Raw genomic sequence first — 15173 nt, forward strand, 5'->3', positions numbered from 1 at the left:
GGGTCACCCGATTCCGGGGATGAGTCGCACGAGCAGGTCGATCAGCCAGATCCCGACGAACGGCGTGACGACGCCGCCCAGCCCGTAGATCAGCAGGTTGCGGCGCAGCAGCGCGGAGGCGCTGGAGGGCTGGTAGCGGACCCCGCGCAGCGCCAACGGGATCAGCACGACGATGATGAGCGCGTTGAAGATCACCGCGGACAGGATCGCGGACTGCGGCGACCCGAGGTGCATGATGTTGAGCCGGTCGAGCTGCGGGTAGATCGCGGCGAACATGGCGGGCAGGATCGCGAAGTACTTCGCCAGGTCGTTGGCCACGCTGAAGGTGGTCAGCGCGCCCCGGGTGATCAGCAGCTGCTTGCCGATCTCCACGATCTCGATCAGCTTGGTGGGGTCGGAGTCCAGGTCCACCATGTTCCCGGCTTCCTTGGCCGCCGAGGTGCCGGTGTTCATGGCCACGCCGACGTCGGACTGCGCGAGGGCGGGGGCGTCGTTGGTGCCGTCGCCGGTCATCGCGACCAGCTTGCCGCCCTCCTGCTCGGCGCGGATGAGCGCCATCTTGTCCTCGGGCTTGGCCTCGGCGAGGTAGTCGTCCACGCCCGCCTCGTCCGCGATCGCCTTGGCGGTCAACGGGTTGTCGCCGGTCACCATCACCGTGCGGATGCCCATCGAGCGCAGTTCGGCGAACCGCTCGCGCATGCCGGGCTTGACCACGTCCGACAGCCGGATCACGCCGAGCACGGCGTCGTCGTCGGCGACGACGAGCGGCGTGCCGCCCTGGGCGCTGATCTCGTCCACGACGGTCCTGGTGGACTCGTCGAGGGTGAACGCGCTCGCCGCGCCCTTGCGGATCCTCCGGCCGTCCAGGTCGATGCCGCTCATCCGGGTCTGCGCGGTGAAGGGCACGAACTCGCCCGCCTTCTCCGCGTCGGTCGGTTCGGCGGAGCGGCCGTGCTCGGACGCGCACAGCTCGACCACGCTGCGGCCCTCCGGGGTGCCGTCGGCGAGGCTGGACAGCCGTGCGGCGTCGACCAGGTCGTCCATCGAGGTGCCGCGCACCGGGATGAACTCGGTGGCCCGGCGGTTGCCCCAGGTGATGGTGCCGGTCTTGTCCAGCAGCAGGGTGTCGATGTCGCCGGCCGCCTCGACCGCCTTGCCCGAGGTGGCCAGGACGTTGCGCTGGACCAGGCGGTCCATGCCGGCGATGCCGATCGCGGAGAGCAGCGCGCCGATCGTGGTGGGGATCAGGCAGACCAGCAGCGCGGTCAGCACGATCACCGACTGCTCGCCGCCGGAGAAGATCGCGAAGGGCTGCAACGCCACCACGGCCAGCATGAAGATGATCGTCAAGGTGGACAGCAGGATCGTCAACGCGATCTCGTTGGGCGTCTTCTGCCGCTGCGCGCCTTCCACGAGCGCGATCATCCGGTCCACGAAGGACTCGCCGGGCTTGGTGGTGATCCGCACGACGATCCGGTCCGAGAGCACGGTGGTGCCGCCGGTGACGGCCGAGCGGTCGCCGCCGGACTCGCGGATGACCGGGGCGGACTCGCCGGTGATCGCGGACTCGTCCACGGTGGCGATGCCCTCGACCACGTCGCCGTCGCCGGGGATCACCTCGCCCGCCTCGACCACGACCAGGTCGCCGACCTGCAACTCGGTGCCGGCCACCGTGCGGCCGTCGGTGAGCCGGGCGACGGCGTCGGTCTTGGTCTTGCGCAACGATTCCGCCTGCGCCTTGCCGCGCCCCTCGGCGACGGCCTCGGCCAGGTTCGCGAACAGCACGGTGAACCACAGCCACACCGCGACCGCGATGGTGAACACGCCGGGGTCGCCGATCGCGAACACGGTGACCAGGATCGACCCCACCCACACCACGAACATGACCGGGTTGCGCAACTGGTGGCGCGGGTGGAACTTGCGCAGCGCGTCCGGGAACGAGGTGAGCAGCTGGCGGGGGTTGAACACGCCGGCCGAAACCTGGCGGCCCAGGTTGCGCGCGTGGCGGTCGCGGATCTCCTCGGGAGTCCGCTGTGGACGGTCGGTGGTGGTGGTCACAGCAGGGCCTCCGCGATGGGACCGAGGGCGAGAGCGGGGACGAAGGTGAGCGCGGCGACCAGCACGATGCTGCCGCCCAGCAGCGACGCGAACAACGGGCCCGTGGTGGGCAGCGTCCCGGCCGTGACCGGCACCTTCTTCTGCGCCGCGAGGGAGCCGGCCAGGCACAGCACGGCGACGATCGGCATGAACCGGCCCAGCGCCATGCACACCCCGAGCGAGGCCTGGAACCAGTCGCTGGTGACCGTGATCCCGGCGAACGCGCTGCCGTTGTTGTTCGACGCCGACGCGTAGGCGTAGAGGATCTCGGACAGGCCGTGCTCACCGGAGTTGTTCAACGCCCCTTGCGTGCTCGGCAGGATCGCCGCGATCCCGGCGCCGATCAGCAACACCGTCGGCATGGCCAGGATCGACACGGCGGCGGCGGTCACCTCGCGCCGGCCCAGCTTCTTGCCCAGGTACTCCGGAGTCCGGCCGACCATCAGGCCCGCCAGGAACATCGCGATGATCGCCATCACCAGGATGCTGTAGAGGCCGGTGCCGACACCGCCCGGCGTCATCTCGCCGAACAGCATGTTCAGCAACGTCCCACCACCGCCCAGGCCGGTGTAGGAGTCGTGCATCGAGTTGACCGCACCGGTGGAGGTGGCCGTGGTGGTGTCGGCGAACAACGCGCTCGACGGGATGCCGAACCGGACCTCCTTGCCCTCCAGCGGACGCAGGCCGTGCGCCTCGGCGACCCAGATGACGGTGAGCATCAGCGCCCACAGCGTGCCCATCACGCCGATCAGCACGGTGCCCTGCCTGCGGTCGCCGACCAGCGTGCCGAACGTCCGGGTCAGGCAGACCGGGATCACCAGGATCAGGAAGATCTCGATCAGGTTGGTCCAGCCGTTGGGGTTCTCGAACGGGTGCGCGGAGTTGGCGTTCAACACGCCGCCGCCGTTCGTGCCCAGCTCTTTGATCACTTCCTGGCCGGCGACCGGCGCGGTGGCGACGGACTGGCCGTCGACCGTGACACCGGACTTGAAGCTCATCACCACGCCGAGCGCCACCAGCACGATGGCGAACAGGAACGACACCGGCAGCAGGATGCGGATCGTGCCGCGCACCAGGTCGACCCAGAAGTTGCCCAACCGGTCGGTCTGGTGGCGCACGAAACCCCGCACCAGCGCGATCGCGACCGCCATGCCCACGGCGGCGGACACGAAGTTCTGCACGGTCAGGCCGATGAGCTGGACCGTGTGGCCCATCACGGTCTCCGGCACGTAGGACTGCCAGTTCGTGTTCGCCACGAAGCTGATGGCGGTGTTGAACGCCATGCCCGGCTCGACGTCGCCCCGGTCGAAGTTGAACGGCAGCACGGACTGCACGCGCTGGACGACGTAGAGGAACACGATCCCGACGAACGAGAAACCCAGCACGCCCAACGCGTACGTGCCCCAGCGCTGTTCGGACTCCGGGTCGACGCGCGCGATCTTGTAGACGGCGCGCTCGACCCGCGAGTGCTTGGTGCCGCTGTAGACTCGCGCCATGTAGTCGCCGAACGGCCGGTAGACCACAGCCAGCGCGGCGATCAACAGGCCGACCTGGAGCAGGCCGGCCGCGGTGGATGACATCAGAACTTCTCCGGCCTGATCAGAGCGACGAACAGGTAGCCGATCAACAGCAGCGCGAGCACGCCGGCAACGACGTTCGCCACCACCCCGGTGCCGCTCACAGCTTCTCCAGTCCGCGGACGCCCAGCGCCAGCAACACGAAGACACCGATCAGCAGCAGCGCATAAGCCAGATCGGCCATGAGCGCGCTCCCTTCCCGACTGTTCCAGGCCGTTTCGACAGGCCACTCGCCGGAAAGGGTGCATCAGGAAGTAGGACGCCTTGACGCGCCTGATGCGCCCTTGACACGCCCCAACGCCATCTTTACGCGTCGTTGACGGGCGGGAGACGCCGCTCTCACCGGGGTGTCCACCCGATCGGTCCAGTGCGACTACCAGGCGTGACGGGGGCGGTGTCGGAAGGCCGTCCACGCGGCCTTCCGACACCGAGAACGGCAAACCTGCCGCGCACCCCTCGCGGGCGGCGCGGTCGAGATACCGGAATCGGGCTAGATCGGTGAGCGGACCCGGATCGATCCGATGTGGACGGTGTCCCCGGCGGTCGGCGACCGGGCGTCGACCGGGGGCGCTTGGCCGAAGGCGACGTTGGCGAAGTGCCGCAGCTTGGTGGACTGGAGCACCGCGATGCCGAACCGCCCCATGAACCTCGGCGCGACCTGCCTACTGGTCAGCGGCAGGATCGTCGCCAGCACGATGAGCACCACCAGGGCCGCCAATCCCCCGTTGCTCATCCCCGCCGCGAAGCCCCCGGCCGCCGACACCGCGACCACCGACGTCACCGTCCACGTGGCCCGGTGCAGGACCCGGCGCGGTTTGGCGTCGTCGTCCACCACGATCGTCCACCCCGGGCGGACCGGCTTCTCCCCGATCTCGGGACCGGGCGCGCGGCCACCGACGACCCCCCGTCCCACGGCGTCCGCCCGCGCCGACGCGGGCGTCGCCGGCTCGAACTCCAGCACCAGCCACTCGATGGCCTCGCAATCACCGCACAACGCCATCCAGTAGGCGGTGAACACCCTGGAAGCCTTGGGTGCGACCAGGGTGACCGTGCGCCCGTGCAGATCCGGCCGGTACCCCTTGTCCTGCATCCGCGCGACGTACTCGCCGGGGTCGGGCAACGCACCCGAAGCGAACAGCTGGGCGGGAATCCCGTAGTACCGCGTGGACGCGTCGCTGACCACGATGATCTGCTCGGGGGCGAGCGCTTCCACCGCGAACGTCAACGCCGAGGCCAGGTCCTCCATCCGGTCGAGCAACTCGACCTCGGGCGGTCCGCGCCGGTCGGCGACCCCGCCCACCGCGTCCTCCACCGGTCGGGAGGTGATCTGGAGATATCGCTCCAAAATCCGTTCGCTGTCGTCCGAAAGGCGCAGCGGGTGGACGACTTCGAGCAATACCGGATCAGTCTGCCGGCCGTCCACCGTGATGAACACCACGGCCAGGGAGGTGGACGTGGTGTAGATTCCGGAAAGCCGCCTGAGTACCAGATCACGCACTTTGTGGAAGATCAACCGGCCATTCACGACGTGATCGGAGTTGTCCACCACGACCACCGTCAACGGCACGTGCCGGTTTTGCAGTCGATCGTCGGCCGACGGCGTCCGCACTTGGCCGGCCGCACCGGAAGCAGTACCGTCGACCGCAGTGGTCGACGAATCGGCCCGCAGGCGCCGATCGGGACCGGTCGTCGGCGGGGCGACCGTCGAGTCCAGGACGCTCCGCCACGTCCCGGCACCGACGTGCGCGAGCAGCGCGTGGGCCGAAGTGTTGGCCGACGCGAGGGCGATCCCCATCTGTTCGACGGCATCGATTTCGGCGAGTTCGCGCAACTCCGCGGGTTCCACCGCGAGCGAGATGTCGACCTGGTCCTGGAGGGCCGCCGCCTCCGCCATGAGAAACGACCCGACCGCAGCCAGGATACGATCTATGCTTGCCTCCTCCTCTTCGGTGGTGACTGGTGGTGCATTCGCCTCACCATCCCTCGGATCATCGTCGAGTAACGCGCCGAACAACCAGTTCATCAGCGCGTGCCAGCGGTCCACCGGTGATTCCGGTGGCGCGGAATTCACCACCCATTCCGAGCGCAGCCCCAATTGCAGGTGCACGTGGGCGAGGGCGAGCAGACCCGCGTTCGCCCTCACATGAATCGCCCTTCGGACCGCGCAGGCGACGTGCCTGCGGAGCGGGCCGAAGTACATCGGGCTTTGGTCAGCCATGCGAGCGACATTGACACGGCCGAACGGAGGGCTCCACCTCATTCATGAATCTCGACCGGATAGGTCTACGACCGCCGGATTCATGAATGACCCTGTGGGCAGTGGATCAGCTCACCTACCCTCCCACGCATGACAGACGCCGCGGCCCCCGGCCCGGGCACAGCGGAAGGTGCGGGCGGATCGGCCGTCGTCGGCACGACCCGGACCGATCGGACGGCGCCGGCGGGCACCGCGACCGCGACGGTCCCGAGGTCCCGCCGGGACGAGCTGTTCACCGACGGCTGGGCCCTGGTCGTCCAGGGCCCGGGGCTGAAGTGCGACAGGCTGGCGAAGCTCGTCGTCGAGCAGTGCCGTACCCGGGGTGTCGACGTCGAGGCGGTGCCGGTCGACGCCGTGCGGATGGCGAAGCTCTACCGGTACACGATGATCTTCCTGGTGCTGGAAGCACCGCCCCCGTCCCGGAAGACCTCCGTCACCGACATGTTCACCGCGGTGTACGCGGAATACCGCAGGCACCGCCCGAAGGGGTTGGCCTCGGTGTTGCGGGGCGAGTGCGATTGGCGGCGGGCCGGACCGGTCCACGTCGTGCTGTGGGGGGACGATCAGGACTTCGCCGACCCAGCGCTGGCAGTCCTGGACCAGGCGTGCGCCAAAGCGGCGGTCACCGACCACCGGGCGCTGCGCGACCTCTTCGAATCCTACGGGGATGGTTCCATGTACAACCCGGAAGAAGCCTTACTCGGCAAGGCCAGGCTGGACTGGCAGTACCTGAGGTCCTGGAACATCCTGTCACCGGCCGACGTGCCTGCCATCCTGCGCATCATCGAGAGGTGCATCGAGCACTACCGGAACCCCGCCCTGCTCAAGTCCAGCAAGCCGCTGCCCGGCATCTCGGAGTACAACCGGCTGGAACTCGTGCTGTACGCGCCCCACCTGAAGCCGATGGCGCACGACACCCCCGGCATCGACCTGGCCCGCCACAAGAAGAACGTCAAGAACTTCAACGAGTCCGGCGCGGCGGTGGTCCGCCACACCTTGCGGGCGATCCGGCACGAATACCCCGAGGTGGAACGCCCGAACGACCGGTCCAAAACCAAGGACAACGTGCCGGAGTTCAAGCGCCTCTTCGACGCCCTGACCCTGGTCAACGCCTGGCCCGCCGCACTCCACCAACGGATCGTGGAATCATGAAAGCCGTCGGTCAGGCATGGACCGGTCATTCATGATTCAAGAATCCGGGGCCGGTGGAATCATGTATCGGACCGCATTTCACGTATTTCCCCCGCCGAAGCATAGGCGGCGCATGAAATACGTATGGCGTGACCAAGATCGTGCGGTGCGCACCACCCCGGAACCGTCCCCACCCGCTCGCGACGACGGCCGCCGGTCCGATCGCCTCGACCGGCGGCGAACAAACGTCCGGCGGACGGTGCGGAAACAGCCCTGGCGGGCGACTCCCGGCCGCACCCGGCACCGGTACGGGTTCACCGGAGACCTTCGCGGTCGAGCCCGTCGAGCCGCTGCTGCACGCCCGCCGCGTCGGACGCGCGTCCCTGCTGCCGGTAGCGGTCCCGCGCCTGCACCCACGCCGCCCGCGCCTCGTCGCGGCGGCCGAGGGCGACCCAGGACCGGCCGAGGTCGTCGAACGTGTCGGCCGCCGAGGTGATGTTGCCGAGCAGGTCGAACAGGCGGAGGGCCTGCCGGTAGTGGGCGACGGCCTCGCGGTGCCGTCCGGTGTGGTGGTCGATGTAGCCGAGGCTGTCCAGGGCGGCGGCTTCCCCGTCCAGGTCGCGGTGGCGGCGGTGCAGGACGAGCGCGGCTTCGCAGTGGGCGCGGGCCACGTCGTGATCCCCCAGGCGTGCGGTCAGCCAACCCACCTGGTTGAGCGCGTTGGCTTGCCCGGCGGACTGGCCGAGCGCGCGGTAGAGCCCCAGTGCGCGCCGCGCGTGTTCGACAGCCCGTGTGGTGTCCGTGCGGCGGGCCAAGGTCCACGCGAGCACGTAGTGGGTGTGGGCCCGCTCCATCGGTTCGCTGTGGCGTTCGGCCAGCACGAGTGCCCGGTGCAGGTGCCCGATCGCCTCCTCGTCCTCGCCCAGCCGGTGGTGGGCTCGGCCGAGGAGGCGCAGGGCCCGCACGCGGGTGACCGGTGACGGCAGGTGGTTCGCGGCGTCCAGCCCGGCACGCCACACCGCCACCGCGTCGCGGCGGTGGCCCCGCCTGCCGTGGAACGCGGTCAGCGCCCACGCCAGCTGCCACACCACCTGGTGGCGGTGCCGGGCGACGGCCACCTGCTGGGCGGCCAGCAGGTGGGCGTACTCGGTCTCCAGCCAGGCCATCGCCGCCACGTCGTCGGGGAGCGGGAGCGGGCGGACGCCCGGTGCCGGCGGGTCGAGCCGGAGGGGCTGGGCGTGGGGTTCCAGGAGCCGGTCGGCGGCGCACGCGGTGTGCAGGTAGAAGTCGACCACCCGGTCCAGGGCCGCCGGTTCCTCCGGTTCCCCGGCGATCGTGGCGGCGTACTCGCGGATCAGGTCGTGCATCGCGTAGCGGCCTCCCGGGTGCCGGTCGACCAACGAGACGTCCTCCAGGGTGCGCAGTGCCCGGCGCGTCCGGGCCTCCGGCAGTCCGGTCAGGGCCGCTGCGGCGGCCAGGCCGGTGTCCGGGCCGGGAGCGACGCTGAGCAGCGCGAACACCCGCCGCTGCTCGCCGGTCAGGCTGCGCAGCGACCACGACAGCACGGCGGGCAGGCTGGCGACCGGGTCGGTGTCGTGGTCCAGCATCTCCAGGCCGAGTTCGCGCAGCTCGGCGGTGAGTTCGGCCAACGGGACGGCGGGGCGGGTGTGCGCGTGGCGGGCCATGATCGACAACGCCAGCGGGTAGCGCCCGCACAGGTCGACCAGCTCGTCGGTCGCCCCCGGCTCGGCGGCCACCCGCGCCGCGCCCAGGCGCGCGGCCAGCAGCACCCGCGACTCCTCGTCGGTGAGCACGTCCAGTTGCAGGTGGTGGGCGCCGTGCCGGTCGATGACCGAGGCGAGCCTGGTGCGGCAGGTGATCAGCACCGCGCAGCCGGGACTGCCCGGCAGCAGCGGGATGACCTGGTCCGACGAAGCGGCGTTGTCCAGCAGGATCATCATCCGCCGGCCCGAGACCAGGCTGCGGAACATCGTGGCGCGCGCGTCGAGGTCCGTGGGGATCCGGTCGGGCTCGACGCCCAGTGCGTCGAGGAACCCGTGGATCGCCGCCGCGGGTGGCACGGGGTCGCCGCTGGGGCTGAAGCCGCGCAGGTCCGCGAACAGCACCCCGTCCGGGAACCGGTCCCGCCGCGCGTGGGCCCAGTGCAGGGCCAGCCAGGTCTTGCCGACGCCGCCCGCGCCTCCGATGGCCGCCAGCATCGGGGTCGCCCCGGCAGCGGGTTCCCGGGGCAGCGGACCGGTGTCGACGCCGGTCAGTGCCCGGTCCAGCGCGGCCAGCGCGTCGGCGCGCCCGCTGAACGACGGTGGTGCCGCCGGCAGTTGGCGTGGCGCGTCGCGGCCCGGTTCCCGGTGCACGTGGACTCCGCCGTGCACCACCCCGACCTGTAGGACGTGCCCGTCGACCGTGGTGTCGGACAGCACGTTGGCCGACGCCGGTCCGGTGGCCGCAGCGGGGTCGGATCCGGGCTCTGGTCGAGGTATCGCCGCCACGGGACGCCCTCCCGGCCGTGCGCCTCCGGCAGCGACCGCCGGACCAGGATGCACCCGGCGCGCCACCACCAGGCCCGGCTATTTCGGGTTCGCCCGAACTCGGCCGCGCGCCGGCCGGACGTCCCGCCTGGGGCCGGAATCGCCCGAACGACCTGGTCGGGACGTTGCGCGGGTCCGGGTGGGTGTGGCGGGTTATGGTGGGTGGCACCGCTTGGATTGCGGCCACAATCCGGATCAGGGACGCAATACCGTGACCACGAACCGTCCGACCCGCGCGGAACGCGCCGCGCAGACCCGCGACGAGCTGCTCGACGCGGCGGCCCGGGTGTTCGCGCGCAAGGGGTACTCCGGTGCCTCGGTCGGCGACATCGCGGTGGAGGCCGGGTACACGCACGGCGCGGTCTACTCGCAGTTCCGCAACAAGCTGGACCTGTACTACGCGCTCTACGAGCAGACCACGACCCGGCGCGCGGAGCAGATCGCCGAGGTGTTCCTGGCCGCCGAGGGCACGCTGCGGGACCGGATGCGGACCGTGACGCACTGGTCGATGGTCGACCTCAAGCAGAACCCCGAGTGGTTCCTGCTGCACATGGAGTTCCTGTTCGCCGCCGCCCGCGACACCGACGTGCGCAACCGGTTCTCCGAGGGGGCGCGTTCGGTGCGCGGGCTGATGGCCGCCCTCATCCAGCACGAGATGGACAACGGCACGCTGAAGTCCGACATCCCGGCGGCGGACCTCGCGGTCGCGTTGAACGGCCTGTTCCTCGGGCTCGCGCTCCAGCACGTGATGGAGCCGACCGTGGTGCGCACCGGCCTGTACGGCGAGGTGGTCGCCCAGCTGATGGACTCGATGTCACCCACCCGGTGACTGCCGGGCGGCGGCGGCCGGGTCGAGGCCGGGGCCTTCCGGCAACCGCACCACCAGGCCGGCGGGCAGCCGGACCGGGTGGACGCCGGGGTAGCCGAGCACCTCCAGCAGCTCGGGCGAGGCCACCGGGTAGCGCCGGCCCAGGTCCGTGACGACGGTGTAGGTGCCGGCCGGCGCGTTCGCCGACGGCATCGACTCGACCACCGCCGCCCACCCCGGCGGCACGTGCACGCGGTCCGCGAGCGGCGTGCCCTCGGCGTCCCGGCGGCCGGTCGTGGTCATCGGGTCGGACCGGGGCAGGCTCGGCTCCACGACCAGGCGCGGTGCGGAGCGGCCGGGGTCGAACGTCGCGCACACCGTCGACTCGTGGTCCGGCAGCGGCGCGAACTCCGGGCGGGCGACCGGCGGCGCGCCCTCGGTGGCGGGCACCGGGTCGAGCCGGCGGGCGGCGGCGGCCAGCGCCGGGGCCAGCGGCAGCGCGGTCGGCTCGGCGCCCGGGTAGGCGGCCAGGACGGGCGTGAACGCGCGCTGCACGTCGTACTGCAACTCGCTGATCGGGCGCAGCGCGTCCGGTTCGACCAGGTAGTGCTGGGTGCCGCCGCCCGACGAGCGCACCACCAGCAGCGTGCCGATCCGCAGGTCCGGCTTGCCCGGCACGGCGGTGGACGGCTCGCCCGCGCGCGGCACGGGCAGCGGGCCGATCGGGTCGCCCTCGGGCAGCACGTCCAGCCACGCCCGGCCGACCCGGGCCCACGGCCGCGCGGTCAGCGCCAGCCCGGTGCCGACCGCGCCGTAGTCGTCGATGCGGTGCCGGTGCCCGCGCCACACCAGGAACCGCTCGCCGGTCGTGGTCAGCTCGGCGGGCAGCGCCCGGTCGCCCAGCTCCGCGCCGTCGCCGGGCGCGGCACCGACCAGCAGCACCGACTCCTCGATCCGGCTGCCCGCCGCGTCGTCGGCCGGCGCGGAGCACAGCGACCACGCCCCGGACAGCAGCCGGTCCGGGCCGGGCAGCGCGTCGGGCGCGTCCGGGATGCCCAGCCGGGGGCCGCGCGGCACGCCGGCCAGCGAGTCCCGCGAGACCCGCTCGGTGGTGCCGTGCGTGCCGAGCAGCAGCAACGCCGACGCGTAGTTGGCCACCGGGTGCAGCCGGCCGTCGAGGTAGACGTACCGGGTGCCGGTCTCCTTCTCCACGATCACCGCGTCGTCCTTGCGCCACGCGGCGGAACCGCCCGGCACGACCATCCCGTACACCCCGACGCACGCCAGCGCCACGATCGCCAGCGCGACACCGGCGAACGACGCGCCCACCGGACGTCGGAACGGCGGCTGCTCCGGGTCGGTCTCGCCGGTGACCAGCGCGGAAGTCGCGCGCTGCACCAGGAACTGGTACGCCTGGAGTTGATCTCGTTTGGTCGCCACGGTTTCAGCCCCCCAGTCCGCGCACGTAGCCGTACAGGCCGAGCACCGCGCACACCACCGGCACGACCGCGATCATCACCAGGATCTCGGCGTACTCGGCGAACCTCGCCGGGTACGGGTTGGGCGTGCGGGTGCTCCACGCCATGCCCGCCGCGACCACGCCGGCCGCCACCACGAACAGCAGCGGGCCCACCAGCACGAGCAGGCCGTCCCGGTTCGCGGCCAACGGCCCCATGGCCAGGCCGCCCAGGCCGAACACCCCGGCCGCGAGCAGCGGGATCCGTTGGCGCAGAACGGGATACAGGCGTGCGCGCAGCAGGAATCCGGCCGACAGCACGCCCAGCAGCACGACGGCGGACGTGTCGTCGTTGCGCACCAACACGATCTCGCACCACATCGCCGCGACGCACGACCCGTTGAGCAGCCCGGTGAGCAGCGCGTCCGCGCGCACCACCGCCGCGTGCACCGACACCAGCGGCGGCTGGGGTTCGTCGCGCAGCAGGTCCGCGGTCGACCTGGGCAGCACCGGCATCGGCACCCGGCCCAACCGCAGCGCCAACGGCCCGAACGCCGTCGACAGCACCAGGACGCCGCCCGCGACGACGGCCGCGGCCTCGGGTGCCGCCCACTCGCCGCTGCCGAGCCACCCGCCGACGACGCACAGCGCGCCGACCGTGATCGCGCCGACCGAGAACGCCGGCGCGGCGGGCACCGCCAGGTGGCCGACCAGCGCCGCGAGCAGCAGCGCCGCGCCCGCCAGGACCAGGTGCCCGGCGGACAGGTCGGCGAGTGCCTTGTCCCCCAGCAACACCAGGCCCCCGCCGGTGAACGCGAACGGCAGCGCGACCGCCGCCACCACCGCGCCCGCCCCGGCATCGCCGACCGCGCGGGCCAACGCCACGGCGACGAGCAGCAGCAGTGCCGTCGCGCCGAGCGCCCACGACGCCGGGCTCCCCCACGGCGGACCGGCGCGCACCACCGCGACCAGGACCGGCACGAGCGCCGCCGCGCCCACCGCGAGACCCGCGCGGCGGGTGTGCCGGGGACCCCACACGCGGCCCGGACGGCCCGTGGCGATCGCGTCGACCAGGTCGTCGTACTCCAGTTCGGGCCAGTCCACGCGGCGCGGCACCAGGTGCAGGATCTCCCCGTCCCGCACCCGGTGCGCGGCGAGCGTGCGGTCCGGTTCGAGCGGGGTGCCGTCCGCGCGGCGCAACAGCCAGCCGCCGTCCGCCACGCCGTCGTCGGCCAGTCCCTCGCCCGCGCGGGCCAGCAGGCCGGGCAGGATCTCGGCGACGGCGGCCTGTTCCGGCAGCGCCAGGTCGATGCGGCGCTGCGGAGCGGCGACGGTGACCCGCACCAGGCCGGTAGTCTGCATGGGGACCAGCTTCGACCGGACCGGTCGGCGGTGGGCGGCGCAGGCAGGAACCTGCCGCGCGGACCCGGTGCCGGGCCGGGCGTTCCTACGCTGGGCGGGTGCCGACGGGAAGCCTGGAGCGGGAGAGCGGGACGATGGGTGTGGAGGCACGTGTCCTCGACCCGAGACCGCTCGCGTCGGGCCCGGTCGCCACCGTGTACGCGGGCCGGCTGAGCACCGGGGCCGAGGTCGCGGTGAAGGTCTTCGGCGACCGGTTCGACCGGGACACCGCGGCGCGGCTGGAACGCGAGCGGCTGTCGCTGGTCGGCGCGCGGTCGGTGCTGCCGGTGGACGGCGTGGTGGAGTTGCCCGACGGGCGGTCGGGCGTGCGGATGGAGCTGTGCCGGCTGTCGCTGGCCGAGGCGCTCGACGGTCACCGGCCCGCGTTGCGCGACGTGTTCGGGATCGGGGCGACGGTGGCGCGGGCGCTGGCCGCCGCGCACGCCGCCGGGGTGGTGCACGGGGGCGTGACACCGCACAACGTGCTGTTGCGGCAGTCCGGCGAGTGGGTGGTGGCCGACTTCGGCTTGGTGCTGCGCGAGCGGTTTCCCCGGGATCCGACGTACGCGCTGGAGTACACGTCACCGGAGACGTTGCGGGACGACACGCGGTCGGTCGCCACGGACCTGTACGGGCTCGGCGCGGTGCTGTACGCGGCGGTGACCGGCGCGCCCCCGTTCCCCAGGCGGACCGGTGAGCAGCCGGGCGAACGGATCCTGCGCGTGCTCCGCGAACAGGTGCCGCCGCTGGGTGGCGTGCCGCACGCGCTGTCCGACGTGATCGGCCGCCTGCTGGCCAAGGACCCCGCCGCCCGGCCGCCCGACGCGGCCTCGGTGGCAGCCGTCCTGGACCACCTCTTCCACGGCCCGCGAACGCCCACCCCGCCGCCGGTTTCGCCAAACGTTCCGCCCGGCCCGCCTCCGGCTCCGGCGACCGGGCCGCCTCCGGCTCCGCCGGCGGGCGAGGTCGGCGTGGCAGCGGTGGCCGGGGACGGTGCCGAGGTCGAGGCGTCGGCGGAGGCGGACGCCTTCGACTTCGACGACTTCGCCGCCGCTCCCCCGAGCGCCCGCCCGGCTCCCCCGACGCCGCCCGAGGTTTTCGGGAACGCGGCTGCGGCGCTTCCCCCGCCCCCTGCGACGATCCCGGCAACCGCCGTGCCGGCCGCGCCACCGCCGACCCAGGCTGCCGTTGCGGCACAACGGTTCCCGGTTCCGGGGGTGCCCGCGAACCCCGGGCGGACCTTGCTGCACACCACCGACGGCGCGGCCGCGAAGGCCGCGAAACCCAAGCGGCGCACCGCGATCCTGGTGGGGCTCGGTGTCGTGGTGGTCGCGGGGATCGTCGTCACGCCGATCGTCGTCGGGCCCGGCGCGACCGCGCCGAGCACCACCGCCCAGGCCGGGCAGCCGCCCGTCGTCGAGCCGCCCGCGCCCCGGTCCGCCGCGCCCGCCGAGGTGAACCTCGTGCTGGAGCCGCCCTCGGACCAGGTCGACCACGTGGACCTGACCTGGCGCGCGGACGGCGACCTCGACTTCGCGGTGGTCGTCGCGGGCGACCGGATCGACACGATGGTGCTGACCGCGCGCCGTGAACGCACCATGCGGGTCCCGGTGGACCCGGTGCGCGGCTACTGCTTCCAGATCCGCGGCACCGACAGCCGGCACATCTACACCACCGAACCGGTCGCGATCCGCGGCGCTCGTTGCACCATCTAGCGCCTCGGAACGTCGACCCGGCTTGGTGTTCCCGCCGACCTGCTCCAGCCGGCCGAACCGGATCGAGTCCACCGCCCCGCGCCGCACTCGCGGCCCGCATCCGGTGGCGCGACGCACGGGCCGATGCGGCGCCGGCCCCGTCACCGCAGCCGGCGGTGCGGAAACCGAAACGCGGCCGAAGA

Annotated in this window: 10 protein-coding genes; 3 read left to right on the top strand and 7 right to left on the bottom strand. The window is 72.3% G+C overall.

Features of this window, described 5'->3' with window-relative positions:
* Positions 1-3: 3 nt before the first annotated feature.
* The 4 genes from kdpB to AC0HI0_RS24620 all read right to left on the bottom strand — a co-directional run bounded on the left by kdpB (position 4) and on the right by AC0HI0_RS24620 (position 5892).
* Positions 4-2058 carry a potassium-transporting ATPase subunit KdpB gene (gene kdpB / locus AC0HI0_RS24605; protein ID WP_480925859.1) on the bottom strand — a complete coding sequence of 685 codons (2055 nt, stop codon included), beginning with the start codon at positions 2056-2058 and terminating at the stop codon, positions 4-6.
* On the bottom strand, positions 2055-3677 hold the full coding sequence (gene kdpA / locus AC0HI0_RS24610) for a potassium-transporting ATPase subunit KdpA (RefSeq protein ID WP_480925860.1): 1623 nt from the start codon (positions 3675-3677) through the stop codon (positions 2055-2057). The genes kdpB and kdpA overlap by 4 nt, the downstream gene beginning before the upstream one ends.
* Positions 3677-3778: a K(+)-transporting ATPase subunit F gene (kdpF, locus tag AC0HI0_RS24615; RefSeq protein WP_480925861.1), complete on the bottom strand. Its 102-nt coding sequence runs from the start codon at positions 3776-3778 to the stop codon at positions 3677-3679. The genes kdpA and kdpF overlap by 1 nt, the downstream gene beginning before the upstream one ends.
* A 386-nt stretch (positions 3779-4164) precedes the next feature.
* Positions 4165-5892: a hypothetical protein gene (locus tag AC0HI0_RS24620; RefSeq protein WP_480925862.1), complete on the bottom strand. Its 1728-nt coding sequence runs from the start codon at positions 5890-5892 to the stop codon at positions 4165-4167.
* Between the two features lie 129 nt (positions 5893-6021).
* Here AC0HI0_RS24620 and AC0HI0_RS24625 point away from each other — a divergent pair, with 129 nt between their 5' ends.
* A complete protein-coding gene (locus AC0HI0_RS24625; RefSeq protein ID WP_480925863.1) occupies positions 6022-7083 on the top strand; it encodes a hypothetical protein in 1062 nt (353 codons plus the stop codon).
* A 293-nt stretch (positions 7084-7376) separates the two neighbouring features.
* Here the strand turns inward: AC0HI0_RS24625 and AC0HI0_RS24630 are convergent, their stop codons facing one another.
* Positions 7377-9572 carry an ATP-binding protein gene (locus AC0HI0_RS24630; RefSeq protein ID WP_480925864.1) on the bottom strand — a complete coding sequence of 732 codons (2196 nt, stop codon included), beginning with the start codon at positions 9570-9572 and terminating at the stop codon, positions 7377-7379.
* Positions 9573-9822: 250 nt separating this feature from the next.
* On the opposite strand from AC0HI0_RS24630, the gene AC0HI0_RS24635 reads away from it, so the two are divergent.
* Positions 9823-10440 (top strand): TetR/AcrR family transcriptional regulator, encoded by a 618-nt coding sequence (locus tag AC0HI0_RS24635; RefSeq protein WP_480925865.1) that lies wholly within the window; start codon positions 9823-9825, stop codon positions 10438-10440.
* Here the strand turns inward: AC0HI0_RS24635 and eccB are convergent.
* Positions 10426-11859: a type VII secretion protein EccB gene (gene eccB, locus AC0HI0_RS24640; RefSeq protein ID WP_480925866.1), complete on the bottom strand. Its 1434-nt coding sequence runs from the start codon at positions 11857-11859 to the stop codon at positions 10426-10428. The genes AC0HI0_RS24635 and eccB overlap by 15 nt on opposite strands.
* Before the next feature lie 4 nt (positions 11860-11863).
* Positions 11864-13237 (bottom strand): type VII secretion integral membrane protein EccD, encoded by a 1374-nt coding sequence (gene eccD, locus AC0HI0_RS24645; RefSeq protein ID WP_480925867.1) that lies wholly within the window; start codon positions 13235-13237, stop codon positions 11864-11866.
* A 98-nt stretch (positions 13238-13335) separates the two neighbouring features.
* Between eccD and AC0HI0_RS24650 the strand changes: the two genes are divergently transcribed.
* Positions 13336-14991, top strand: a complete 1656-nt coding sequence (locus AC0HI0_RS24650; protein ID WP_480925868.1) for a serine/threonine protein kinase — start codon at positions 13336-13338, stop codon at positions 14989-14991.
* Positions 14992-15173: the final 182 nt, after the last annotated feature.

This window comes from Saccharothrix sp. NBAS 001 (genome assembly GCF_056640475.1).